Annotated in this window: 21 protein-coding genes and 2 pseudogenes; 18 read left to right on the forward strand and 5 right to left on the reverse strand. The window is 64.7% G+C overall.

Going from position 1 to position 21,827, the window contains the following annotated elements; translation table 11 throughout:
* Nucleotides 1-64 precede the first annotated feature (64 nt).
* On the forward strand, nucleotides 65-1,219 hold the full coding sequence (locus tag ACMGEZ_RS23795) for an epoxide hydrolase family protein (RefSeq protein WP_436824749.1): 1,155 nt from the start codon (nucleotides 65-67) through the stop codon (nucleotides 1,217-1,219).
* Between the two features lie 230 nt (nucleotides 1,220-1,449).
* On the opposite strand, the gene ACMGEZ_RS23800 is transcribed toward ACMGEZ_RS23795, so the two are convergent.
* Nucleotides 1,450-1,839 (reverse strand): H-NS histone family protein, encoded by a 390-nt coding sequence (locus tag ACMGEZ_RS23800; protein WP_436824750.1) that lies wholly within the window; start codon nucleotides 1,837-1,839, stop codon nucleotides 1,450-1,452.
* Nucleotides 1,840-1,924: 85 nt separating this feature from the next.
* Here ACMGEZ_RS23800 and ACMGEZ_RS23805 point away from each other — a divergent pair.
* A pseudogene (locus tag ACMGEZ_RS23805) lies at nucleotides 1,925-2,131 on the forward strand (transposase); the annotation flags it as partial.
* A gap of 300 nt (nucleotides 2,132-2,431) precedes the next feature.
* On the opposite strand, the gene ACMGEZ_RS23810 reads toward ACMGEZ_RS23805, so the two are convergent.
* Complete coding sequence (locus ACMGEZ_RS23810; RefSeq protein ID WP_436824751.1) at nucleotides 2,432-3,454, reverse strand: IS110 family RNA-guided transposase; 1,023 nt, start codon at nucleotides 3,452-3,454, stop codon at nucleotides 2,432-2,434.
* Nucleotides 3,455-3,528: 74 nt separating this feature from the next.
* Here ACMGEZ_RS23810 and ACMGEZ_RS23815 point away from each other — a divergent pair.
* A pseudogene (locus tag ACMGEZ_RS23815) lies at nucleotides 3,529-4,311 on the forward strand (IS5 family transposase); the annotation flags it as partial.
* A gap of 280 nt (nucleotides 4,312-4,591) precedes the next feature.
* Here the strand turns inward: ACMGEZ_RS23815 and ACMGEZ_RS23820 are convergent.
* Nucleotides 4,592-5,485, reverse strand: a complete 894-nt coding sequence (locus ACMGEZ_RS23820; RefSeq protein ID WP_436824752.1) for a LysR family transcriptional regulator — start codon at nucleotides 5,483-5,485, stop codon at nucleotides 4,592-4,594.
* An 82-nt stretch (nucleotides 5,486-5,567) separates the two neighbouring features.
* Nucleotides 5,568-6,362, reverse strand: a complete 795-nt coding sequence (locus ACMGEZ_RS23825) for a crotonase/enoyl-CoA hydratase family protein (RefSeq protein ID WP_436824753.1) — start codon at nucleotides 6,360-6,362, stop codon at nucleotides 5,568-5,570.
* A 240-nt stretch (nucleotides 6,363-6,602) separates the two neighbouring features.
* Between ACMGEZ_RS23825 and ACMGEZ_RS23830 the strand changes: the two genes are divergently transcribed.
* The 9 genes from ACMGEZ_RS23830 to ACMGEZ_RS23870 are packed head-to-tail and all read left to right on the forward strand — an operon-like array spanning nucleotide 6,603 to nucleotide 14,609.
* Nucleotides 6,603-7,826 (forward strand): CaiB/BaiF CoA transferase family protein, encoded by a 1,224-nt coding sequence (locus ACMGEZ_RS23830; RefSeq protein WP_436824754.1) that lies wholly within the window; start codon nucleotides 6,603-6,605, stop codon nucleotides 7,824-7,826.
* 41 nt (nucleotides 7,827-7,867) lie between these two features.
* The gene (locus tag ACMGEZ_RS23835; RefSeq protein WP_436824755.1) at nucleotides 7,868-8,833 is read left to right on the forward strand and encodes a Bug family tripartite tricarboxylate transporter substrate binding protein; all 966 of its coding nucleotides are present in this window, start codon (nucleotides 7,868-7,870) and stop codon (nucleotides 8,831-8,833) included.
* Nucleotides 8,833-9,297: a MaoC family dehydratase gene (locus ACMGEZ_RS23840; RefSeq protein WP_436824756.1), complete on the forward strand. Its 465-nt coding sequence runs from the start codon at nucleotides 8,833-8,835 to the stop codon at nucleotides 9,295-9,297. Before ACMGEZ_RS23835 ends, ACMGEZ_RS23840 begins: the two co-directional genes overlap by 1 nt.
* Nucleotides 9,298-9,311: 14 nt before the next feature.
* The gene (locus tag ACMGEZ_RS23845; protein ID WP_436824757.1) at nucleotides 9,312-10,115 is read left to right on the forward strand and encodes an enoyl-CoA hydratase/isomerase family protein; all 804 of its coding nucleotides are present in this window, start codon (nucleotides 9,312-9,314) and stop codon (nucleotides 10,113-10,115) included.
* A gap of 21 nt (nucleotides 10,116-10,136) precedes the next feature.
* Nucleotides 10,137-10,505 carry a Zn-ribbon domain-containing OB-fold protein gene (locus ACMGEZ_RS23850; RefSeq protein WP_436824758.1) on the forward strand — a complete coding sequence of 123 codons (369 nt, stop codon included), beginning with the start codon at nucleotides 10,137-10,139 and terminating at the stop codon, nucleotides 10,503-10,505.
* Nucleotides 10,502-11,659, forward strand: coding sequence for a thiolase family protein (locus tag ACMGEZ_RS23855; protein WP_436824759.1), 1,158 nt, complete (start codon nucleotides 10,502-10,504; stop codon nucleotides 11,657-11,659). Before ACMGEZ_RS23850 ends, ACMGEZ_RS23855 begins: the two co-directional genes overlap by 4 nt.
* 20 nt (nucleotides 11,660-11,679) lie before the next feature.
* Nucleotides 11,680-12,456: an SDR family NAD(P)-dependent oxidoreductase gene (locus tag ACMGEZ_RS23860; RefSeq protein ID WP_436824760.1), complete on the forward strand. Its 777-nt coding sequence runs from the start codon at nucleotides 11,680-11,682 to the stop codon at nucleotides 12,454-12,456.
* A gap of 7 nt (nucleotides 12,457-12,463) precedes the next feature.
* Entirely contained in the window at nucleotides 12,464-13,621 is a 1,158-nt protein-coding gene (locus ACMGEZ_RS23865; protein WP_436824761.1) for an acyl-CoA dehydrogenase family protein, read from the forward strand.
* A gap of 10 nt (nucleotides 13,622-13,631) precedes the next feature.
* Nucleotides 13,632-14,609 carry an acyl-CoA dehydrogenase family protein gene (locus ACMGEZ_RS23870; protein WP_436824762.1) on the forward strand — a complete coding sequence of 326 codons (978 nt, stop codon included), beginning with the start codon at nucleotides 13,632-13,634 and terminating at the stop codon, nucleotides 14,607-14,609.
* Between the two features lie 90 nt (nucleotides 14,610-14,699).
* Here the strand turns inward: ACMGEZ_RS23870 and ACMGEZ_RS23875 are convergent, their stop codons facing one another.
* Nucleotides 14,700-15,359, reverse strand: a complete 660-nt coding sequence (locus ACMGEZ_RS23875; RefSeq protein ID WP_436824763.1) for a TetR/AcrR family transcriptional regulator — start codon at nucleotides 15,357-15,359, stop codon at nucleotides 14,700-14,702.
* Nucleotides 15,360-15,477: 118 nt separating this feature from the next.
* Here ACMGEZ_RS23875 and ACMGEZ_RS23880 point away from each other — a divergent pair, with 118 nt between their 5' ends.
* Genes ACMGEZ_RS23880 through ACMGEZ_RS23905 form a run of 6 tightly spaced genes read left to right on the forward strand, consistent with a single transcriptional unit; the run spans nucleotide 15,478 to nucleotide 21,826 of the window.
* The gene (locus ACMGEZ_RS23880; protein WP_436824764.1) at nucleotides 15,478-16,692 is read left to right on the forward strand and encodes a CaiB/BaiF CoA transferase family protein; all 1,215 of its coding nucleotides are present in this window, start codon (nucleotides 15,478-15,480) and stop codon (nucleotides 16,690-16,692) included.
* 11 nt (nucleotides 16,693-16,703) lie between these two features.
* On the forward strand, nucleotides 16,704-17,894 hold the full coding sequence (locus ACMGEZ_RS23885) for a thiolase family protein (protein WP_436824765.1): 1,191 nt from the start codon (nucleotides 16,704-16,706) through the stop codon (nucleotides 17,892-17,894).
* A gap of 26 nt (nucleotides 17,895-17,920) precedes the next feature.
* Nucleotides 17,921-18,685 (forward strand): SDR family NAD(P)-dependent oxidoreductase, encoded by a 765-nt coding sequence (locus tag ACMGEZ_RS23890; RefSeq protein ID WP_436824766.1) that lies wholly within the window; start codon nucleotides 17,921-17,923, stop codon nucleotides 18,683-18,685.
* A 2-nt stretch (nucleotides 18,686-18,687) separates the two neighbouring features.
* A complete protein-coding gene (locus ACMGEZ_RS23895) occupies nucleotides 18,688-20,229 on the forward strand; it encodes a class I adenylate-forming enzyme family protein (RefSeq protein ID WP_436824767.1) in 1,542 nt (513 codons plus the stop codon).
* A 30-nt stretch (nucleotides 20,230-20,259) separates the two neighbouring features.
* A complete protein-coding gene (locus tag ACMGEZ_RS23900) occupies nucleotides 20,260-21,051 on the forward strand; it encodes an SDR family NAD(P)-dependent oxidoreductase (RefSeq protein WP_436824768.1) in 792 nt (263 codons plus the stop codon).
* 7 nt (nucleotides 21,052-21,058) lie between these two features.
* Nucleotides 21,059-21,826 carry a crotonase/enoyl-CoA hydratase family protein gene (locus ACMGEZ_RS23905; protein WP_436824769.1) on the forward strand — a complete coding sequence of 256 codons (768 nt, stop codon included), beginning with the start codon at nucleotides 21,059-21,061 and terminating at the stop codon, nucleotides 21,824-21,826.
* The last annotated feature ends 1 nt before the right edge of the window (nucleotide 21,827 follow it).

Here is a 21,827-nt window from a genome sequence, read left to right on the forward strand (position 1 = left end):
ATTGCCCGTGGAGCTTCCGGAGCCCGCCTTGCGCGTGTGCCCAAGAATCACAGGAGAAAGATCAATGGAACCATTTCGCGTCGAAGTGCCCGATGAAGTGCTCAACGATCTGCACGCGCGTCTCAAGCTCGCACGCTGGGCTGACGACTACGCCAACGAAGACTGGCAGTACGGCACCAACACCGCCTACCTCCAGGAACTGGTGGCCTACTGGATTGAAGGCTACGACTGGCGCACGCAGGAACGCGCGATCAACGCATATCCGCAGTTCCGCACCGAGATCGATGGTGTGCCGATCCACTTCATCCACGTGCGCGGCAAGGGACCCGCTCCCAAGCCGCTGATCCTTTCGCACGGCTGGCCCTGGACGTTCTGGGAATACCGAAAAGTGATCGGCCCCTTAAGCGATCCCGGTGCGCACGGTGGCAATCCCGCCGATGCCTTCGACGTGGTGGTGCCGTCCTTGCCGGGATATGGATTCTCCACGCCGCTACGCAAGCCCGGCGTCAACTTCTGGCGCACTTCCGGCCTTTGGGTGAAGCTCATGGAACGGCTGGGCTATCCGCGTTTCGCCGCGCACGGCGCCGACTGGGGCGCGCTGATCACGGCCGACCTGGGACACCGCTATCCCGAGCGCCTGATGGGCGTGCACTTCACGATGATGCTGCCATTGGACCTCTTCAGCGGCGGTACGCCGGCGCCCGAGGACTACGACGCCGACGAAGCGCCGATCGCCGCACGCCTGCAGAACTTCTTCGCCGCCGAGTCGGCCTACTCGGCACTGCAAAGCACCAAGCCGCAGACCATCGCGGTGGCGCTCAACGATTCACCAGTGGGACTGGCGTCGTGGATACTCGAGAAGCAACGCAGCTGGAGCGATTGCCACGGCGATGTCGAAACCCGCTTCAGCAAGGACGATCTACTGACCACGATCATGATCTACTGGGTCACGCAGAGCTACGGCACGTCGGCGCGCTACTACTACGAGGCCGCACACGATCCCTGGACGCCGATACGCAACCGCACGCCCGTGGTCGAGGCTCCGACCGCCATCTCGGTGTTGCCGGAGGAAGTTTGCAGCGCCCCGCGCCGCTGGGCCCAGCGCTACTACAACCTCAAGCAGAAGCGGTGTCACCCCAGCGGCGGCCACTTCGGAGCCTGGGAAGAGCCGCAGGCCATCATCACGGACGTCCGCGATTTCTTTCGCACGCTGAGCTGACCAAGCCTTCAGTCCGCTTGTGGCGGCGGCCTCGCAGTCGGACGGATCGACCAACTTCTTCGATGCATGCACGCAATCAGGGAATGACGTGCGTTGCGTGCGGCTGACTGGTCCTGAAGCGGGTGCGGATGAGTGGCCGCTTGGGGGCAGACTGCGGAAGCTCAGTATGCTGCGGGCAACGACCGCTTCCGCTGCATTGCGGGCATCCAGCGCCTTGGGGCGAGCCGCAACTAAGCAGCCATCTCCTCAAGGGTTTTTCCCGCGTCTAACGCTTCTTTCGATCTCGAAGACGCAGCGCCAGTCGCGAATTCCTCCAGCGTCCTGCCAGCGGCGAGTGCATCGCGCAGCCAGTACGGGCGCTTTCCGATCCCTGACCATGAGTTGCCTTGGCCGTCGCTGTACTTGGCCGGACGGTTGGCTGCTGCCTTACCCGCTTTCGCGTTTGCCTTCGCACTGTTGGCGGTCGCGCCGAAGCCCAACTGCTCCGCGGTGAGTCCGTAGTGCGTGATGGCAACCTTGATACGGGCGATCACGCCATCGACTTCTCGCGCGCGAAGCTTCTCGGCGTGACGCTGGAGGGCCGCGATCTGCTTCTGAATCTGCTTGTAGCTCTGAGTCATTGACCTAGGGAGATGCTGATCAATAGATCGCGGCGGGCACGGCGCATGCATGCGTGAAGACACCGCAAATCACAGCACCACAGAGATGAACCAACGCAGCTTTGCCAGTGCCGAGTACGCGATGAAGAAGAAGCGCACGCGGCGCGAGAAGTTTCTGGCCGACATGGAGCGCGTCGTGCCGTGGGCGCGCTTGATTGCCGTGATCGAGCCGCTGTACCCGACGAGCGGGCGCGTCGGCCGCCAGCCGATCGGCGTTCCAAGGATGCTGCGCATGTACTGCCTCCATGTATGGACCCGACGCCTTTTGCAAGCCCTGTGAATCGGAAGATGGTCTGCGCACATGTATACGGCTCGCTTGTTGGGCAAGCTCTCAGCATGCCCGCAGCCTCGATGAGATTCGCGCATCCCGTCCTTAGCAACAGTTCGGCTCGAGAGGGAGGCTCAGCCGGGAGGCAGTTCAGGGTCTTGAGATGCTGGTCTGACCGGTTCGTCATCACTTGGTTGGACTTTGCAAACCTGGGATGGATTGGTTCTCCTTGTCGTGTGACCCTCTCCAACTGACAGAAGGCGGGATAGGTGATTGATCTGTGTATTAGCCCGCGACCGCTGGTCGGTAGGCGCGCTCGCTGCTGAGCACCGCTTGGATGACGCGTGCGTTCTTGTTTGCAAGAGCGACCGCTGCGCAGTTGTACCCGCGGCGATCAATCAAGGCACGCAGCCATCGGCTTTGAGCATCTTGCTTGTCGCCCAGCCATCGAAGAACCGATCTTGCTCCGTGGATCAGCAGCGTCCGCAGGTATGCGTCACCGCGTTTGCTGATGCCATAGAGGCGCGAGCGACCGCCCGATGAGCGCTGCCGGGGCACAAGGCCCAGCCACGCAGCCATGTGCCTGCCGTTCTTGAAGGCGCTGGCATCGCCAACCGCGGCGACGACGGCCGTGGCGGTGAGCGGCCCAACTCCTTCGATCTGCCCGAGCCGTCGGCACAGCTCGCTGTGCTTCATCAACTGCTTGACTCGCGCGTCGGCATCGTCAATGCGCTGCTCGATACTCTGGAGGTGCTGCAACGCGTCGAGCAGCAGGCCACGGCAGTCTGCTGTGATCTCGCCATCCTGTGAGGCCAACACCGCGGGCATCGCCCGATGGAAGGCCGCCGGCGACTTGCTGATAACAAAGCCACGTTCCGCCAGGGCGGCACGCACGTGGTTGATGACTGCGGTCCGTTGGTGAACATACAGCTCGCGCAAGCGATGGAGCGCTTGAATGTCCTGCTGCTCAATACTCTTGATGGCGACGAATCGCATGGCCGGCCGACGCGCAGCCTCGACGATGCCCTCGGCGTCATTTCGGTCGTTCTTGTTGGTCTTCACGAACGGCGCGACGAACTGGGGGCTGATCAGCTTGACCGTGATGCTCCTGGCCAACAGCAGGCGCGCCCAATGATGGGCCGAGGCGCACGCCTCCATCACAACCATTCGCGGGCTCAGGCGCTCGATGGCCTGCAACAAGCTTGGACGGCTGACCTTGGAGCGATGAACCGCCATGCCACTGCTTGTCACGCCGTGGAGCTGGAACACACGCTTGGCGAGGTCGATCCCGAGAACATCGATCTGCATGTTGGCCTCCAATTAGAGCTAGGGTGGGCCTTCAGTGTGACGCCGAAAAGGTGGCGTCGGGTCCATCTCAGTAACAGTGGTACGGCCTGGCCGACGAGGCGCTGGAAGATGCGCTGTACGACAGCCAGGCGCTGCGCGACTTCGTGGGCATCGACCTGTCGCGCGAGTCGGTGCCCGACGCCACCACGCTGCTGAAGTTCAGACGACTGCTGCTGGACAACGACCTCACCAAGGCGCTGTTCGAGGAGATCAACGCCCACCTTGCCGAGCAAGGGCTTCTGATGCGAGCGGGCACCATCGTGGACGCGACCATTATCGCGGCGCCCAGTTCGACCAAGAACGAGGGCAACACGCGCGATCCCGAGATGCACCAGACCAAGAAGGGCAACGCTTGGCACTTCGGCATGAAGGCCCATGTCGGTGTGGATGCCGGGTCGGGTCTCGTGCACACGGTGGTCGCCACGGCGGCCAACGTCCACGACGTCACGCAAGCCGGCGCGCTGCTGCACGGCGAGGAGATGGTGGCCTTCGGCGATGCTGGCTATCGGGGTGTCGACAAACGCGAAGAAGCGCAGGGCCCGCAGTGGCACGTGGCGATGCAGCCGGGCAAGCGCCGGCAATTGGACCCGACGCGCAAGTGGGCGCGGCTGCTCGAGAAGGCCGAGCAGCTGAAGGCGAGCATCCGGGCCAAGGTCGAGCACCCGTTCCATGTGATCAAGAACCTGTTCCGTCACAAGAAGGCCCGCTACAAAGGCCTTGCCAAGAACGAGGCTCAGCTGTTCAGCCTGTTCGGGCTGGCAAACCTCGTCATCGCCAAGAGGTCGTTGCTGGTCGCTCATGCCCGAGGTGCGTCTTGAACACCGAAAGTGGCCTCGAGAGAGGCTCGAAACGCCTGGCGAGCAGACCTCATGGCGCGAAGTCGACCAGTATCGCGAGCGCCTCGCGTTGTGATGTCCACAGGTCCAACAGCGCTGCTCATTGATCAGCATCTCCCTAGAACTCGATACTTCCATCCGAATAGTTGTTGATTGCTCGGAACGAATTTGAGTCCTCAGGTAAAGTCGAACTCAGCGTGCGGGAGACAAAAAGTGCGCTCAGGTAACTCCGACGATCTACGAGTGCGGGACTTGACCGCCGCTAGGCCCTGCAGGCGTCAAGCGCGGCGGTGCGAAACCGCGCCGCGGCAGGGCTCTCAGTCTCTGCCATGTACGCCAATGCAAGCCCAACAGAAGCGCCATCTGGCAGCTCAAGCAGTGGACGGTACTCGATCTTGTCGCTGGCGTAGCGCTGCATCACCGAGGGCACGAGGGCGATGCCGAGGCCGCTCTCCACCAACGCCAGCAACGTCTGAACCTGCACGCCTTGTTGTGCGACGCGTGGAATGAAGCCCGCGCTTTGGCACGCCAGCATGGCGGCGCTGTGAAGGCCGGCGGCGGCGCCTGCGCCGTACATCACGAAGGATTCGTTGGCCAACTCGCGCAGGTGCAATGGCCCCTTGCAGGCGAGAGCGTGACCGCGGGGCAATGCAACGATGAACTCGTCGCGTTCAAGCGGCACAAGGGTGGCGGACGTGTTGCGCAACAAGGGCGTGCGCACCAGGCCAACGTCCAGGCCATGATCCTCCAGCTGTTGCAGGATCGACACCGACGTGGCCTCATGCAGCACCAACTCGACACCGGGATATTCCGCGCGAAATCGCGGCACGACTTTCTGAAGCATGCCGTAGGTGGTCGTACCGACGAAACCCACGTGCAATGTGCCGCCAGTGCCTTCGAGGGCGCTGCGCGCTATAACCCCCAGCTGGCTGCCATGGAACAGCAATTTTCGTGCTTCGACGAGCACCGTGCGGCCTGTGGGTGTGAGCGACACGCCGCTCGCGCCGCGGTCGAACAGTTTGGTGCCGAGTTCCGCCTCCAATTTCTGGATTGAGACTGTCAAAGGCGGCTGCGCCATGTGCAGCTTCTCGGCCGCGCGGCGGAAGTTCAAGGTCTCGGCAAGGACGACAAAATGACGGATTCGGCGCAGGTCCATGGTGGGGTTATGGTGTTGCCACCATGCATAGCCGAGCGGCACGTCAGCCCCTGCCGCCAACGTCGGCAAGGCGCCCACGGCGTCATCCCTTGAAGACGGGCGTGCGCTTCTCGAGGAAGGCCGAGACCGCTTCGCGGTGGTCGTCGGTCTGGTGCGACAACGCCTGGAACGACGCTGCCATCTCCAGAAGTGTATCGAGCCGCGAATGCATGGCTTCGCGCAGAAGTCGCTTGGTCAGGCGCACCGCATGGGGCGGATTGGCTGCGATGCGCCCGGCCAACTCGTTGGCCGAATCCAGCAGCTTGTCCGAAGGCACGACGCGAGAGACCAGGCCCCAGTCCAGCGCCTGCTGGGCGCCGATCACATCGCCCGTGAACGACAGTTCGCTGGCCCGCGAGAGGCCAATCAGTCGCGGCAGAAGCCAGGCGCCGCCGTCGCCGGGGATGATGCCCAGCTTGACGAAGCTCTCGGCGAACTTCGCATGCTCGGAAGCGATGCGAATGTCGCACATGCACGCGAGGTCCATGCCGGCACCGATGGCCGCGCCGTTGACTGCGGCGATCACCGGTACCTCGAGATTGAAGAGCGCGAGCGGCAGCCGCTGGATGCCCGTACGGTATTCGTGGCGTATCTGCATGCCGCCGACGGCGCCCGACGACTGGCGCTCCATGTCCTTGATATCGCCGCCGGACGAGAACGCGGTGCCGGCGCCCGTGAGGATCACGGCGCGCACGCCGCGGTCGCCATGGATGCGCTCGATGGCGTCGAGGAAGTCGGCCACCGCGGTGTTGCCGGTCAGCGGATTGCGCCGCGCGGGCTCGTTCATCGTCAGCGTGACGACGGGGCCTTGCTGTTCATAGAGGAGGAAGGAGGACATCGCGGCTTTGGTTGTTCGGTGGAAGGCCGAGATTAAGGACCGAGCCAGCGAATGTCCAATAGTAAAAGCCTTTGAATCGATACCGACTGAGTATCGACAAGTTTAGGTGGAATCTCAAAATCCCGCCGGCGTGTGCGCCAGTGGCAATACCGTTCATGTATCGGAAGCCATCGATTAAATATTGGAGAAAAAATCTCACCGCTTCTATTCTTGCCGCCACGGCATGAACACGGAGACACCATGAAAACAGCGCTGGGCCACCTCAAGGTGCTCGACCTCACACGGATCCTCGCGGGTCCCTGGGCCACCCAGAACCTCGCCGACATGGGAGCCGAGGTCATCAAGATCGAGCGTCCGCGCGTGGGCGACGACACGCGCGCCTGGGGCCCGCCCTTCCTCAAGGACGCCGACGGTAAGGAAACGCGCGACTCTTCCTACTTCTTGAGCGCCAATCGCGGCAAGCAGTCGGTGACGGTCGACCTCGCGACCCCCGAAGGGCAGGAGATCATTCGCCAGCTGGCCGCGGATGCCGATGTGGTGGTCGAGAACTACAAGGTCGGCACCCTCGCGCGCTACGGCCTCGCCTACGAAGACCTGCGCAAGATCAATCCCGGCATCGTCTATTGCTCGGTCACCGGCTTCGGCCAGGACGGCCCCTATGCGGCACTGCCGGGCTACGACTACGTCTTCCAGGGCATGGGCGGCCTCATGAGCATCACCGGCGTGCCCGACGGCGAACCCGGCGCCGCGCCGATGAAGAGCGGCATCGCGATCAGCGACCTGCTGACCGGCATGTACGCGACGACGGCCATCCTGGCGGCGCTGGAGCACCGTCACATCAGCGGCGAAGGCCAGTACATCGACATGTCGCTGCTGGACTGCATCGTCACGATCAACTCCTACCAGGCGATTAACTACTTTCTCTCGGGAAAAATCCCGCAGCGCATGGGCAACGCCCACTCGAACATGGTCCCCTACCAGGTGTTCGGCTGCAAGGAAGGCAACATCATCATCGCCGTCGGCAACGACGGCCAGTACGCCGCCTTTTGCCGCGTGATCGGCCGCGAGCACCTTGCCGTCGATCCGGCCTTCGCCACCGGACCTCAGCGCAATCGCAACCGCAAGGACCTGATTCCCCTGATCGCCGAAGCGATGCTGGCGAAGACGATGGAGGAGTGGGTCGTCCTGCTGGAGGCCAACAACGTGCCCTGCGGCCCGATCCACAACATGAAGCAGGTGTTCGAGGATCCGCAGGTGCGCCACCGCGAGATGCAGCTGACGCTGCCGCACGGCGCCGGCGTGCAGGTGCCGAGCGTCGCCAATCCGATCCGCCTTTCCGACACGCCGATCCGCTACGCCAGGTCCGCGCCCTTGCTCGGCGAACACAACGAGGCCGTCCTGCAAGAGCGCCTGGGCCTGTCGGCGACACGGATCGCCGAGCTGCGGGCCAAGGGCGTGGTCTGAGCCGGCCGCCCATTCCCGATCAACTTCCGGAGACATAGCGCATGCGCATTTCAATCACTCGTCGTTCACTGGCCGCGCTGGCCCTGGCCGCGGTCGTCACGCCCGCTCTGGCGCAGAAGCCGCCGATCAAGTTCGTGGTGCCCTACCCGGCGGGCGGTGCCGCCGACCAGATCACGCGGCTGGTGGCGCACGAGACCTCGCTGGTGCTGGGCACGCCGATCATCATCGACAACAAGGGCGGCGCCGCTGGGATGATCGCGGGCGAAATCGTCGCGCGCGCCGAACCCGACGGCAAGACCTTCTTCGTCGGCTCCAACGCGCCGCTGGTCATCAACCAGGCGCTCTATGCCACGATGCCCTACGATCCCGAGAAATCCTTCGTGCCCGTCTCGGGCATGGGCAAGTCGCCGCTGCTGCTGGTGACGCGCCAGAACCTCGGGGCGAAGGATATCAACGCCCTCATCGCGCAGGGGAAGAAGGAGCCGGGCAAGCTCACCATGGGCAGCGCCAGCAGCGGCAACATCACGCACCTGGCCGGCGAAGCGGCGTCCACCCTGATGGGCTTCAAGGTCACGCACATCCCGTTCAGCGGCAGCGCGCCCGCCATCACCAGCATGATGGGCGGCAACGTCGACATCATGTTCGACGCACTGCCCTCGTCGATGCAGCAGGCCAAGGCGGGCAAGATCGTGCCGCTGGCGCTTCTCGACATCGCTCGCTTTCCCCAGCTGCCAGACGTGCCGACGCTCAAGGAGGCGGGCTTCGCCAACGCCGAGGCCAGCGCCTGGTTCGGCGTGGTCGCGCCCGCCAGGACGCCTGCGTCCGTGGTCAAGGAACTCAATGCCGCGATCAACGAAGCGCTCAAGAAGCCGGAGCTGATCGAGAAGCTCCGCAACATCGGCGCGGTGCCGATGCCCGGCTCGCCGGAAGTCTTCGGCAAGTTCATCGCCGACGAGCGCGCCAAGTGGATCCCGGTGGCCAAGTCCCTGGGCGTGAAGGCCGACTGATGCGCAGAAAATCATTCGATTCCATCGCCGCGCTGAAGGCCTTCGTCGGCGAGCCGGCCGTGAGCGGGGAAGCCATCGTGGTCGATCAAGCCATGATCGATGCCTTCGCCGACGTCACGCACGACCGGCAATGGATCCATGTCGACCCGCAACGCGCAGCGCTCGAGTCGCCCTTCAAGACCACCATCGCGCACGGGCTGCTCACGCTGTCGCTGGTCACGGGGTGGTATCACCGCTGCTTCGACTTCCCGAACCGGAAGCTGGCCTTGAACTACGGCTTCGACAAGGTGCGCTTCACGAGCCCGGTGCCCTGCGGCACGCGGCTGGTCGGCAGCTTCGAGCTGGCGAAGGTGGAAGACCTGAAGCCGGACGAGATCCGCTGCTTCTGGAACGTCAAGGTGCAGGGCGAAGATGCCGAGCGCCCCGCGATGGTCGCGCAGTGGCTGATGCAGCTGCGGTATTGAACGAGGCACCATTCATGTCCATCCTCCTTGTGGAACGCCTGGGCGGCACCGCGGTGCTGACGATGAACCGCCCCGAGCAACGCAATGCACTGAGCCTCGAGCTGCGATCGGCCTTCGAGCAGGCCGTCGCCGAAATCCGCGACGACCCGTCGGTGCGCGCGGTCGTGATCGCCGGCGCCGGCGGTCACTTCTGCGCTGGTGGCGATGTCAAGTCGCTGGCGTCGGGCGACGGCAAGCGCGACGTCTTCGAAGGCCGCGAGCGCATTCGCAAGATCCACCGCTGGTTCGACGAACTGGTGGACCTCGAAAAACCCGTGATCGCGGCGGTCGACGGCGTGGCCTTCGGCGCCGGCCTTTCGATGGCCCTGGCGGCCGACTTCGTGATCGCTTCGCCGCGCGCCAAGTTCTGCAGCGTCTTCGCCCGCCTGGGCTACGTGCCCGACATGGGCGCCATGTACCTGCTGCCGCGCGCCGTCGGACTGGCGCGTGCCAAGGACATGGTCTTCAGCGCGCGCGTCGTCGATGCCGACGAGGCGTTGGCCATCGGCCTGGCGCAGCAGGTGGTGCCGGGGGACCTGCGCCAGGCGGCGCTGGACTTCGCCGAGCGCTTCCACACGGCGCCGACCGAGGCGCTGGGCCTGGTCAAGGGCGTGATGAACCACGCCTTCGAGTCGGACCGGCGCAGCGTCTATGCGCAGGAAGCCATGGCGCAGGCCATGTGCCGTGAGAGCGACTTTCACCAGGAGGCCGTCCGCCGTTTCCTGGCCAAGGAGCCAGCGCTGTACCAGTGGGCGGACACCGCCAAGCCCCGGACCTGATCTGCGAAGGACAAGAGCCACATGCATCCCGAACAAGAGTATTTCGCGCACCTCGTGCAGGGCCGCTTCATGCTGCAGCGTTCGCGCAGCAGCGGACGCTTCTACTTTCATCCGCGTGTCGCCGAGCCGGTGACCGGCGCCCGCGACCTCGAGTGGGTGGCAGCGAGCGGCCGCGGCACGGTCCACGCCACGACCGTCGTGCGCCCCAAGCCGCCGCAGCAGCCCTACAACGTGGTGCTGGTCGACCTCGAAGAGGGACCGCGCGTGATGTGTCGCGTGGAAGGCATCGAGCCCGAAGCCGTGCGCATCGGCATGGCGGTGCAATCGCGCATCGGCAGCCAGGACGACAAGCCGATCCTGCTGTTCGAGGTGGTGGGGGTCGCAGCATGACGAAGGACCGCTTCCCCCGCGGCCGCACCGCGATCGTCGGCGCCAGCACCTACGGCATGGGCGAATCGCCGGGCCTGAGCTCGATGGACCTCGCGGTGAGCGCCAGCCTGCGCGCGCTCGATCAGGTCGGCCTCGCGCCCGGTGATGTCGACGGGCTGTTCATCGGCCTGCCGGACGACTTCCTGTCCGGCCTGACCTTCGCCGAGTACCTGGGCATCCAGCCACGCATCACCGAGAACAACCGCACCGGCGGCTCGGCGTTCCTCACCCACGCGATGTGGGCCGCGCTGGCCATCGAGGCCGGGCAATGCGACGTGGCCCTCATCGCCTATGGCAGCAACCAGCGCACCGCTTCCGGCGGCCTCGTGAGCGCCATGCGCCCCACGGCCTACGAAGCACCCTACAAGCTGATGCGCCCGGCCGGTGCCTACGCGCTGGCGACCTCGCGCTACATGCACGAATACGGCCTCCGGCGCGAGCAGCTCGGCGCGGTGGCGATTGCCGCGCGCCAGTGGGCGCAGCGCAATCCCGACGCCTTCATGCGCGAGCCGCTGACGATGGAGGACTACCTCAAGTCGCGCATGGTGTGCGATCCGCTTGGCGTGCGCGACTGCTGCCTGGTGACCGACGGCGCCGCCGCGGTGGTGATGGTGAGTGCCGATCGGGCGCGGGACCTTGCGCGGCGGCCGGTCTACCTGCTCGGTGCCGCGGCCGCCACCGACCACCGCGACATCACCTCGATGCCCGATCTGACGACCACGGCGGCCGTGCATTCCGGGGCCCGCGCCTTCGCCCAGGCCGGCGTCAATCCGTCTGACATAGACGTCGTCGAGCTGTACGACGCCTTCACCATCAACACCATCCTCTTCCTCGAGGACCTGGGTTTCTGCGGCAAGGGCGAAGGCGGCTCCTTTGTCGAAGGCGGTCGCATCGCACCGGGCGGCGAGCTGCCGGTCAACACCAACGGCGGCGGCCTGTCGTGCGTGCACCCCGGCATGTACGGCCTCTTCACCATGGTGGAAGCCACGCAGCAGCTGATGGGATTGGCGGGCGAGCGGCAGGTCGCGGATGCACGGCTGGCGCTGGCGCACGGCAACGGCGGCGAGTTGTCCAGCCAGGCGACCCTGGTCCTCGGCACCGAAGACACCCTTTGAAAACACAGAGAAAGCAAGTCATGACCGAACAAGCATCGAGCCTTCAGGGCAGGAACATCGTGGTGACAGGCGCGGCGCAGGGCATCGGCCGCGCCCTTGGAGAACTGGTGCTGGAGCTGGGCGGCACCGTGACCGCGATCGACCTCAATGCCGACGGCGTGCAGGCCTTCGCCGCGCAGGCGGGCGGCGACCGCGTACTCGCGCTGGCCGGCAGCGTGGCCGACAACGACTTCGCGCAGGCGGTGGTCGAGCGGAGCGTGGCTCGCTTCGGTGCCGTGCACGGCCTGGTGAACAACGCCGGCATCACGCGGCCCGCGATGATCGAGAAGATGACGCTGGACCAATGGCAGCAGGTGGTGGACGTGCACCTCACAGGCTCGTTCAATTTCCTGCAAGCCGTGGGGCGCCACATGCTGGCGCGCTCGCGGGCCGGCGACATGTCGGGCGGCTCGATCGTCAACGTCTCTTCCGACGCCGGGCGGCGCGGCACAATCGGCCAGATCAACTACGGCGCGGCCAAGGCCGGCGTGCTGGGCCTCACGATGTGCGCGGCGCGCGAATGGGCCCGCTACAACGTGCGCGTCAACACGGTGGGCTTCGGCGTGGTCGAGACCCCGATGACGGAGACGATCCGGAGTGAAAAATTCGCCGACACCTACCTGCAACAGATCCCGCTGGGTCGCTGGGCAGAAGCGCGCGAAGTCGCGCGCCCGGTCTGTTTCCTGCTGTCCGACGCCGCCTCGTACGTCACAGGCCAGCACCTGTCAGCCAACGGCGGCTATACCATCGGCGTGTGAGGCTGCCATGAGCCAGTTGCTCTCAGCCTTCCGCCACGCGGAACTCCCGCCGGCCGCACAGGACTTCCGTGCCGAGGTGCGTGAATTCCTGCGCACCGCGTGGACGCCGACCGCGCCGCAGGTGCGCGCCCGTTCGTGGATGGGCTTCGATGCCGGCTTCAGCCGCAAGCTGTCGCAGCGCGGCTGGGTGGGCGTTACCCTGCCCAAGGCATATGGGGGAGCGAGCCTGGACGCGTTCTCCCGTTTTGTGCTGGTGGAGGAACTGCTAGCGGCCGGCGCGCCCGTGGGGGCACACTGGATCGCCGACCGCCAGAGCGGTCCGCTGATCAACAGGTTCGGCACCGAGGCGCAGCGCAGCTTCTACCTGCCGAAGATTTGCGCGGCCGAAGCCTTCTTCTGCATCGGCATGAGCGAACCCAATGCCGGGTCGGACCTCGCCAGCGTCGGCAGCCGCGCGGTGCGCGAGTCGGACGGCTGGCGCCTGAACGGCCGCAAGATCTGGACCACCAACGCGCACCACTCCCAATACATGATCGCGCTGGTGCGCACGTCCGGCGAACCGGCCGACCGGCAGAAGGGCCTGTCCCAGTTCATCGTGGACCTGAAGCTGCCCGGCATCACGATCCGCCCGATCCGTGACTTGGCTGGCGACGAGCACTTCAACGAAGTGTTCTTCGACAATGTCATGCTTGCCGACGATGCGCTCGTGGGCGAGGAGGGCGGCGGCTGGTCGCAGGTGAACGCCGAGCTCGCGTTCGAGCGCAGCGGTCCCGAGCGCATCTATTCAAGCGTCATCCTGCTGGAACACTGGATCACCTGCCTGCGTGGCACGCCGCAGGCGGCTCGCCACGCCGAAACGATCGGACGGCTGGCCACGCACCTGGCTACGCTGCGTGCGATGTCCATCGCCGTGACCACCAAGCTGGTCAAGGGCGAAAGCCCGAGCGTCGAAGCGGCGCTGGTGAAGGACATCGGCACTACCTTCGAGCAGTCAATTCCCGTCATCGTGCAAGCGGCACTGGGGGACGACCCCCGCGCCGATCTTGATACCGACCTGCTGCAGGCAGCCACGTACCTCGCCCATGTGGCTCCCACGTTCTCTCTGCGGGGCGGCACCCGAGAGATCCTGCGCGGCATGATTGCGCGCGGTCTCGGCCTGCGATAAGGAGCCGACCATGTTTGCTGAAGCCATCGACGACATCCTGCGCGACCAGTGCACGCCCACCGTGGTGCGTGCCATCGAAAGTGGCGCCGACCCGTTGCCGCTGTGGCGCGCGGTCGCCGACGCGGGTTTCCTGAACCTGATGCAACCTGAGGAAGAGGGCGGCGCGGGCCTGCCGCTGCCCGAGCTGTACGCCGTTGTCGCCCAGTTCGGCCGCTACGCCGTGCCGCTGCCGCTGGCCGACGCCATCGCCGCACGTGCGCTTGTCCCCGCCGGCGTGCAGTTGCCCGACGGCCCATTGGCGCTGGCACCTGCTCTGCTGCACCGCACTGACGGCAGCGTGCACGCGCCGCTGGTTCCGTTCGGCGCCATCGCGCAGCACGTGCTTGCCGCTGACGGCGACCGTCTGGTCCTGTTGTCCTGCGAGGAGGCCCGCCGCGTGCCCACCGGCATCCCCCACAGCCTGGCGGCGACCCTGGAGTGGGCCAACGGAGGCGGCGCGGAACGGCTGACGCGCGAAGCCGTCGCGCTCGCCCCGTTCGCGGCTGCCTTGCAGGCGGCCATGCTGGCCGGCGCGATGACGCGTGTGTTCGACATGACGCTGCAGTACTGCAACGAGCGCAGCCAGTTCGGGCGAACGCTCGGCAAGTTCCAGGCGATCCAGCATCAGCTGGCCGTGATGGCGGAACTGGTGGCCGCCGCCGGCATCGCCGCGGAAGCCGCCTACCAGTCGCCGGGCCGGGTTCCGCGCCTCCTCGCCGCAGCAATGGCCAAGGCCCGCGCCAGCGAGGCAGCGCCCGCGGTCGCCAACACGGCCCATGCCGTGCACGGCGCAATCGGGGTCACCGAAGAATACGACCTGCAGCTGTTCACGCGCCGGATGCATGCAATGCGCATCGCGCACGGCTCCGAGAGCCACTGGAATCGCATCGTCGGGCAGCAGGTGCTCGCCGGCAGTGGGTCCCTGACCGAGTTTGTTCGCGGCGCATGAAGCGCAGTCGACGCAGGCGCGCTGCTCGGACTCGAGCAAGAGTTCGCTCGCGACCTGCCAGCATGCCGTTGCCAATCGGCCGTGCCGCGTTCAATGAACAGCCAGCATCCGACGCACACTTTCCACCAATTGCGCACGAACTGAATCCAGATCCATGCGGCCTTCGATGAGGACGTACTGGCCGATCATGCCCCGCATCAGGGCGACGATGACCATCGCTTGCGCGTCGGGAATGACGTCGCGGCGAATCTCACCCAACTCGATCCCGCGACGAATGTGCGTTTCGATGATCAATCGAGTCTCTTCCGTGAACATCGTCATCTCTTCTCGCAGCGCGCCTCCTGCCATCAAGGCCTGCATGAACATGAAATAGAAGGCGCGTCCGCGGACCATTCTTTCCTGGTTTGTGGACAGGTACTCATCCACCGTTTTCAGGATTCGCGCCAGTCCCTCCAAGTTCGCACCAGAGCGATCGACCATACTTCGAAAATCCGCGCGCACCCGAATGATGATGGCTCGGAGGACACCCTCCTTGTCACCGAAATGATGCGCTGCAATGGACCGGCTGAAGCCCGCCCGGTCGCCGATCTCTGCCAAGCTGGCACCGTGAAAACCACGCTCAGCGATCAGCGCGATCGCGGCGTCTATGAGCTTGCTTTGGGCTTCAGCGCGCCTCTCCGCCTGGGTGCGCCGCCGGGTTCGCTTTTCGCGAACATCAAGCGGTTCGTTCGTCGTCGTTGGTGAATTCATGGGGCAAATGTTACTTCGAACTTGCTTGTCAATCGACAAGTAAATACGCAGATTTACTCCCGTTGTCAATCGTACTTGCACGATCCCCTCCAACAAACTTGTTGGTTAACATGCGAGTATGTTGAAAGAGAACCCCCAACGAACGACGCCACCTCGCGGCATCCTCGACAACGTACGTGTCCTGGATTTCGGGCGTTACGTCGCGGGGCCGTACTGCGCCACCCTTCTGGCTGAATTCGGTGCGGAAGTCATCCGCGTCGAAAAGATCGGTGGGAGCGAGGACCGCTTCCTCCTCCCCGCCGTGAACGGGGAAGGCGCGCTGTTCCTGCAAATGGCTCGGAACAAGAAGTCCATGACGCTCGACCCGATGAAGCCCGAGGGGCGCGAGATCGTGCGGCGACTATTGCTGAACTGCGACGTGGTGGTAGCCAATGTTCCGGAGGGTACGTTGGCGGCGATGGGACTTGATTTCCCAACGATCTCCGCCATCAACCCACGTACCATCCTGACCCTCGCCACCGGCTTTGGTCGCACCGGTCCGATGGCTGGCCACCTCGCCTTCGACTCGGTGGGGCAGGCCATGTCGGGAGGGGTTTACCTCAGCGGAGAAGAAGGAGGGCCGGCCCGCACGCAGATGCTGTGGTGCGACTTCACCACGGCAATGCACTGTGCCTATGGCACGGCCATGGCTCTGATGGCACGCGAGCGCACTGGCCGCGGGCAGATTGTCGACAGTTCGCTGTTTGCATCGGCCGCCCTTCTGGGCAGTTCTTTCGCCGCAGAGGCAATGCTCAAAGGGCACGATCGCGTGCCCGTCGGCAACCGTAGCTTCGCCGCCGCGCCCGCCGACATATTCGCGACGAAGGACGGCTGGCTCATCTGCCAAGTCGTGGGCCAGCCTCTGTTCAGGCGTTGGGCTTTGCTCATCGGCGAGGAGCAATGGTTGCACGACGAGCGCCTCGCGTCGGACGACAGCAGGGCGGCGCATGGCGCGCTGATCAGCGCGCGGATGCAGGAGTGGTGCAGCACCCGCACCAATCAACAGGCTCTGAGCGAACTGGCCGAAGCGCGAATTCCGGCCGGGCCCGTGCTTCGGCCAAGCGAGCTCATCGACCACCCCCAATCCCGTGCCGCCGACCTGTTTCAGGTGATGGACTACGGCGATCCGCCTCAGCCAGTTCCGCTCGTCCGCGCGCCGGCATTCCTGTCAGAGCACCCTGGCCAGATCCGTACGCCACCGCCGAGGTGCGGCGAACACACGGATGCAATTCTGGACTCCATTGGCTACGGAGCCGAGGACATTCGCGCCCTGCGCGCAGCCGCCGTCATTTGATTGGGAACAGTATGCAACCGAAATTCCACAACGCTGTCGTCGTCGACGTCGTGCGCTCTCCAGTAGGCAAAGGCAAGCCTGGGGGTTCGCTCTCCAGCCTGCACCCGTCGGATCTGCTCGCGCAAGTCTTGCTGCAGCTCATCAAACGCAACGATCTGGACCCAGGGGCGGTGGACGATGTGCTCATAGGCTGCGTCAGCCAGGTCGGTGAGCAATCCGCCGTTCCGGGACGCAACGCTTGGCTGGCCGCTGGATTCCCTGAACACGTGCCTGCTGCGACCATCGACAGGCGCTGCGGTTCAGGCCAGCAAGCAATCGCGTTCGCTGCCCAGTCCATCATGTCCGGCGCCTGCGACATCGTGGTGGCGGGCGGCGTTGAGTCGATGAGTCGCGTGCCGATGGGAAGCGCGCGCAAGGGTGCGGACCCGTATGGGAACGGCGTGAACCGGCGCTTTGCACCGGGCTTGGTTGGCCAGGGCGTCTCGGCTGAACTGGTCGCGGCGAAATGGAACCTGACGCGCGCTGCAATGGATCAGTACGCAGTCGAGTCGCATCGGCGCGCCGCGGCCGCGCAACAGGCCGGATGGTTCGACAACGAAATCGTCCCGATAGAGACGCCCGAAGGCATCGTGAGTCGAGACGAAACCATCCGCGCCGGCAGCTCGGAGGAAAGCCTCGCCGGCCTCAAGCCCTCTTTTGAAGACGAGCAACTTGCATCCCGCTTTCCACAGATCAACTGGAGCGTGACGGCTGGCAATTCGTCCCAAATCTCCGACGGCGCAGCTGCGGCGCTGATCATGAGCGAGGAGACGGCTACCCGTTTGAATCTGAAGCCTCGGGCCCGCTTTCTCGCGTTCGACGTTCGCGGGGACGATCCGCTTCTCATGCTCACCGCTCCGATCACCACCACGCGGCGGGTGCTTGCCAAGGCGGGGTTGAGGCCTGAGGACATCGACCACTATGAAATCAACGAGGCCTTCGCGTGCGTGCCACTCGCCTGGCAGCACGAGATCGGCGTCGACGGCGCGCGGCTGAACCCACATGGCGGGGCCATTGCGCTGGGGCACCCGCTCGGAGCCTCCGGTGCCCGCCTCTTCGCCACGCTCCTCAACGGGCTGGAGCGTTCAAAAGGCCGCTATGGGCTGCAGGCGATGTGCGAAGCCGGAGGCACGGCGAACGCGACCCTCATCGAGCGCCTCTAGTTTTTACCTTCACCACGGAATCATCTATGAACATCGAAGGAATCAGTTGTGTCGTTACCGGCGGGGCCTCTGGCCTGGGCCTGGCGACAACAGAACACCTGCTGGCGCAGGGCGCGGAGGTTACTCTGGTAGACCTGCCGTCTTCGGAGGGAAAGGCGACTGCCGGAAGGCTTGGGCCGCGTGCGCGATTCTGCCCCGCAGACGTCACCGACGAGGCCACGATGCGGCGCGCCTTCGAAGTCGCCAACGAACGCGGTGCCTTGCGCGCCGTTGTGCATTGCGCTGGACGCGGCGGACCGCTCAGGATTCTCGACAAAGAAGGCAAGGCAGGCTCGCTGGAAGCCTATGAAGCCATCGTGCGGACCAACCTCGTGGGGTCTTTCAACGTGTTGCGCCTCGCTGCTGAAGCGATGTCTGGAAACGAGCTCATCGGCGAGGAGCGCGGCGTGTGCGTGCTCACCGCATCGGTCGCCGCGTTCGAAGGCCAGATTGGTCAGATCCCGTACGCGTCGTCGAAAGCGGGAGTTGTGGGAATGACGCTGGTGGCCGCGCGCGATTTGGCCGGCCGCAAGATCCGCGTCTGCACCATCGCGCCCGGAATATTCGATACGCCAATGCTCGGGCGCGTTGCCGCAGATGTGCGGCAGTCGCTCGCCGCATCCGTTCCGAATCCTTCTCGCCTGGGACATGGCAGCGAGTACGCGCTGCTGGCCGGGCACATCATTCTCAACCCGATGCTGAACGGCGAAACCATTCGCCTGGATGGCGCATTGCGCATGGCGCCGAGGTGAACATGACCACCGCACCCCTTGCATTCCCACAAGATTGGGCCGAATCAAGGCCCGGCGCGATCGCCGTCGTCGACGGCGACACGAGTCTGACCTGGAAAGAGCTCGAGCAACGCGGGAACAGTCTCGCGCATGCGCTCCTAAAACGCGGCGTCACTGCTTCCGACGTGATCGTTAGCCGGATGCACAACCGCCACGAGTGGGTCATCCTCGTCGTCGCGCTCGCGAAGATTGGGGCCACGATGGTCGGCATGAACTGGCGACTGACAGTGGACGAATGCCGACACCAGTTGGAGAACAGCGGCGCTTCGGTCTTCTTCTGCGACGACGCGGACCCTGCGCAGCTCTCTCCCGCGTGGGCAGGGCTCGCGCTGAAGCTTTGCGTCTCAGTGGACGTTCCTTTCGCGGGCATGGAGATGTTCCAGGACCTGCTTCTGGAGGAGGGGCCTCCCATCAAGGCGCTGCGCCCGCCAGGGCTGATCATCTATACCTCCGGAACGACCGGCCGACCCAAAGGCGTTCTGCACCAAGCACGAGACGAAGGTCCCGAGTTGCAGGCGTACCAAGCGAGTCTTCAGCAGTACCGCAGGAATTTCGATAACGGTGTCGCACTGGTGACCATGCCGGTTCACCACGGCTCCGGACCATCGCAGATCTGGGCAGCGATTCACCGCGCAAACAAGATCGTGCTGATGCGACGCTTTGATCCCGAAGCTACTCTGAAGCTGATCCAGGAGCACCGCATCGATCTCTGGACGGCCGTGCCGACGATGCTGAAACGCATCTCGGCGCTTCCGCCGGAAACTCTCGCAAAGTACGACGTCTCTTCGATCTCCATCCTGAGCGTCGGTGGCTCCCCGGTGCCAGCCGATCTGAAGGACTGGATCCTGACGAAGTTCCCAAAAGGTTGCCTGCAAGAGGGCTACGGCGTCACTGAAGTGGGGATGGTCAGCGCACTCACGCCGGAGATGCACTACTCGCGGCCTGGCTCTTGCGGACTGCCACATGGTGGCGTCTCGATCCGCGTGCGCGACGCTGCCGGTAGCCTGCTGGGCCCCGGAGCCACTGGCGAGATCTGGGTGAAATCGCCCCACACCATCCGCTCCTATCACAACGAGCCGCCCCTCGGCCCAGATGTGCTCGATGAGGATGGCTACTTCCGCACAGGCGACGTTGGGCATCAGGACGCAGACGGATATCTGTACATCACTGACCGCGTCAAGGACTTGATCATCTCTGGCGGCGTGAACATCTATCCGGCCGAAATCGAGGCCGCATTGCGCAAGCATCCAGCAGTACTGGACGCTGCAGCGATCGGCATTCCCGACGAAGAGTTCGGCGAACAGGTGCATGCGTTCTGCGAACTTCGGCCCGGAGCCTACGCCAGCCAGGAGGAGTTGCTCGCGGCATGCGCGGCGCACCTGGCCTCTTACAAACGCCCACGCCGCATCGAAGTGGTCTCCGAGCTTCCGCGCAACACCATGGGCAAGGTGCTCAAGCGGGAACTGCGGGCGCCGTTCTGGCAAGGGCGCCAGCGAGCCATTTGATCTCCACGACAAACCGAAACAGGACCTTTCATGAATACGGATAAAGACATACTCACGCTCGACGACAAAGTCGCGCTGGTCACCGGCGGCGGCCAAGGCGTTGGCCGCGGTATCGCCCGCTTGCTCGCGGCGCATGGTGCATCCGTCGTGGTGAACGACTACCACCTGGAGCGCGCGAAGTCGGTCGCCGCCGAGATCACTGAGCAAGGTGGACAGGCCACCGCGGTCCAGGGCGACGTCACCGACTTCGCGAGTGTCGGCCGGTTCTTCGAGGAGGCGACCGCCTCCTTCGGGCGCGTGGACGTGCTGGTGAACAACGCCGGCAATGCGGGAGTCACGACGGGAGCCAACAAGCCTTTCTGGGAAAGCGGACCGGAGGATTGGAAGCGATTCACTTCGGTCAACCTCGACGGCGTGATGAACTGCTGCCGGCTTGCGATTCCTGGAATGATCGAGCGCAACAGCGGACGAGTGATCACCATCATTTCCGATGCCGGCCGCACCGGCGAGGCGCGCGGCCTTGAGGCGTATTCCGCAGCCAAGGCAGGAGCGGCAGGTTTCATGCGCGGACTGGCGCGAGGGGTAGGCCGCTATGGCATCACCGCCAACACGGTGGCAATTTCTGCAGTGGCCACCCCCGCGATCGAGGCACGCCTGAAGGACGAGGAGTACATGAAGAAGGTCCTCTCCAACTACGTCATCCGCCGCGTCGGTCAGCCGGAGGACATTGCAGCCATGGTGCTGTTCCTCGCCTCCAGCGCATCGGGCTGGATCACCGGTCAGACCTATCCCGTCAACGGCGGCTTCTCGTTCAACCTCTGAGATTCTCATGTCTGCAAAACCTCTACTCACCGAACGCCGCGACGGGGTGCTGCTGATCACGATCAGCCGCCCCGAGGCGAAGAACGCATTCGACCTGGCAGCGGCGCAGGCAATGAATGAAGCGTGTGACCTGCTCGAGCGCGAGGATTCGCTCTTCCTTGGCATCATCACGGGTGCAGGCGGAACATTCTCGGCAGGCGCTGACCTGAAGGCGTCTGCTCGAGGCGAGCGCGCCTACACGCCGGACCGTGGCGGATTCGGCATCTTCAAGCGCCCGCCAGCCAAGCCGCTGATCGCAGCGGTCGAAGGATACGCGGTGGGCGGTGGCATGGAGCTGTGCATGGCCTGCGACATCGTGGTCGCGGCGCGGGACGCCAAATTCGGCCTTCCCGAAGTCCGGCACAACGTGATCGCTCTGGGCGGCGGCTTGTTCCGTGCTCCGAAACGGATCCCCTATCACCTCGCCATGGAGATGCTGCTCACGGGGGACTTGCAAGACGCACAGGCCATGATGGAGCGAGGGTTCGTCAACCGGATCACCGAGCCGGGCGGGGCGCTCGCCTGTGCGCAAGCACTCGCCGAGCGCATTCTTCGCAACGGCCCTACAGCGCTGGCGGCCACCAAGGAGGTCGTGCGTCGCGCGGTCGACTGGACAGAATCCGAAGCCTGGGAACTGCAGATGGAGTTCGCGAAGAAGGCCCTCGAGTCCGAAGACCGGCAGGAGGGCTTGAAGGCTTTCGCCGAGAAGCGTCGCCCCGTGTGGAAAGGCCGTTGAC

This window comes from Variovorax stachyos (genome assembly GCF_051400855.1).
In the GTDB taxonomy this organism is placed as follows: Bacteria; Pseudomonadota; Gammaproteobacteria; order Burkholderiales; family Burkholderiaceae_C; genus Variovorax.

Bases quoted from the DNA above. Each gene is read 5' to 3' on its own strand.
- ACMGEZ_RS23795 (WP_436824749.1), top strand. From the start codon at position 65: ATGGAACCATTTCGCGTCGAAGTGCCCGATGAAGTGCTCAACGATCTG.
- ACMGEZ_RS23800 (WP_436824750.1), bottom strand. From the start codon at position 1,839: ATGACTCAGAGCTACAAGCAGATTCAGAAGCAGATCGCGGCCCTCCAG.
- ACMGEZ_RS23810 (WP_436824751.1), bottom strand. From the start codon at position 3,454: ATGCAGATCGATGTTCTCGGGATCGACCTCGCCAAGCGTGTGTTCCAG.
- ACMGEZ_RS23820 (WP_436824752.1), bottom strand. From the start codon at position 5,485: ATGGACCTGCGCCGAATCCGTCATTTTGTCGTCCTTGCCGAGACCTTG.
- ACMGEZ_RS23825 (WP_436824753.1), bottom strand. From the start codon at position 6,362: ATGTCCTCCTTCCTCCTCTATGAACAGCAAGGCCCCGTCGTCACGCTG.
- ACMGEZ_RS23830 (WP_436824754.1), top strand. From the start codon at position 6,603: ATGAAAACAGCGCTGGGCCACCTCAAGGTGCTCGACCTCACACGGATC.
- ACMGEZ_RS23835 (WP_436824755.1), top strand. From the start codon at position 7,868: ATGCGCATTTCAATCACTCGTCGTTCACTGGCCGCGCTGGCCCTGGCC.
- ACMGEZ_RS23840 (WP_436824756.1), top strand. From the start codon at position 8,833: ATGCGCAGAAAATCATTCGATTCCATCGCCGCGCTGAAGGCCTTCGTC.
- ACMGEZ_RS23845 (WP_436824757.1), top strand. From the start codon at position 9,312: ATGTCCATCCTCCTTGTGGAACGCCTGGGCGGCACCGCGGTGCTGACG.
- ACMGEZ_RS23850 (WP_436824758.1), top strand. From the start codon at position 10,137: ATGCATCCCGAACAAGAGTATTTCGCGCACCTCGTGCAGGGCCGCTTC.
- ACMGEZ_RS23855 (WP_436824759.1), top strand. From the start codon at position 10,502: ATGACGAAGGACCGCTTCCCCCGCGGCCGCACCGCGATCGTCGGCGCC.
- ACMGEZ_RS23860 (WP_436824760.1), top strand. From the start codon at position 11,680: ATGACCGAACAAGCATCGAGCCTTCAGGGCAGGAACATCGTGGTGACA.
- ACMGEZ_RS23865 (WP_436824761.1), top strand. From the start codon at position 12,464: ATGAGCCAGTTGCTCTCAGCCTTCCGCCACGCGGAACTCCCGCCGGCC.
- ACMGEZ_RS23870 (WP_436824762.1), top strand. From the start codon at position 13,632: ATGTTTGCTGAAGCCATCGACGACATCCTGCGCGACCAGTGCACGCCC.
- ACMGEZ_RS23875 (WP_436824763.1), bottom strand. From the start codon at position 15,359: ATGAATTCACCAACGACGACGAACGAACCGCTTGATGTTCGCGAAAAG.
- ACMGEZ_RS23880 (WP_436824764.1), top strand. From the start codon at position 15,478: ATGTTGAAAGAGAACCCCCAACGAACGACGCCACCTCGCGGCATCCTC.
- ACMGEZ_RS23885 (WP_436824765.1), top strand. From the start codon at position 16,704: ATGCAACCGAAATTCCACAACGCTGTCGTCGTCGACGTCGTGCGCTCT.
- ACMGEZ_RS23890 (WP_436824766.1), top strand. From the start codon at position 17,921: ATGAACATCGAAGGAATCAGTTGTGTCGTTACCGGCGGGGCCTCTGGC.
- ACMGEZ_RS23895 (WP_436824767.1), top strand. From the start codon at position 18,688: ATGACCACCGCACCCCTTGCATTCCCACAAGATTGGGCCGAATCAAGG.
- ACMGEZ_RS23900 (WP_436824768.1), top strand. From the start codon at position 20,260: ATGAATACGGATAAAGACATACTCACGCTCGACGACAAAGTCGCGCTG.
- ACMGEZ_RS23905 (WP_436824769.1), top strand. From the start codon at position 21,059: ATGTCTGCAAAACCTCTACTCACCGAACGCCGCGACGGGGTGCTGCTG.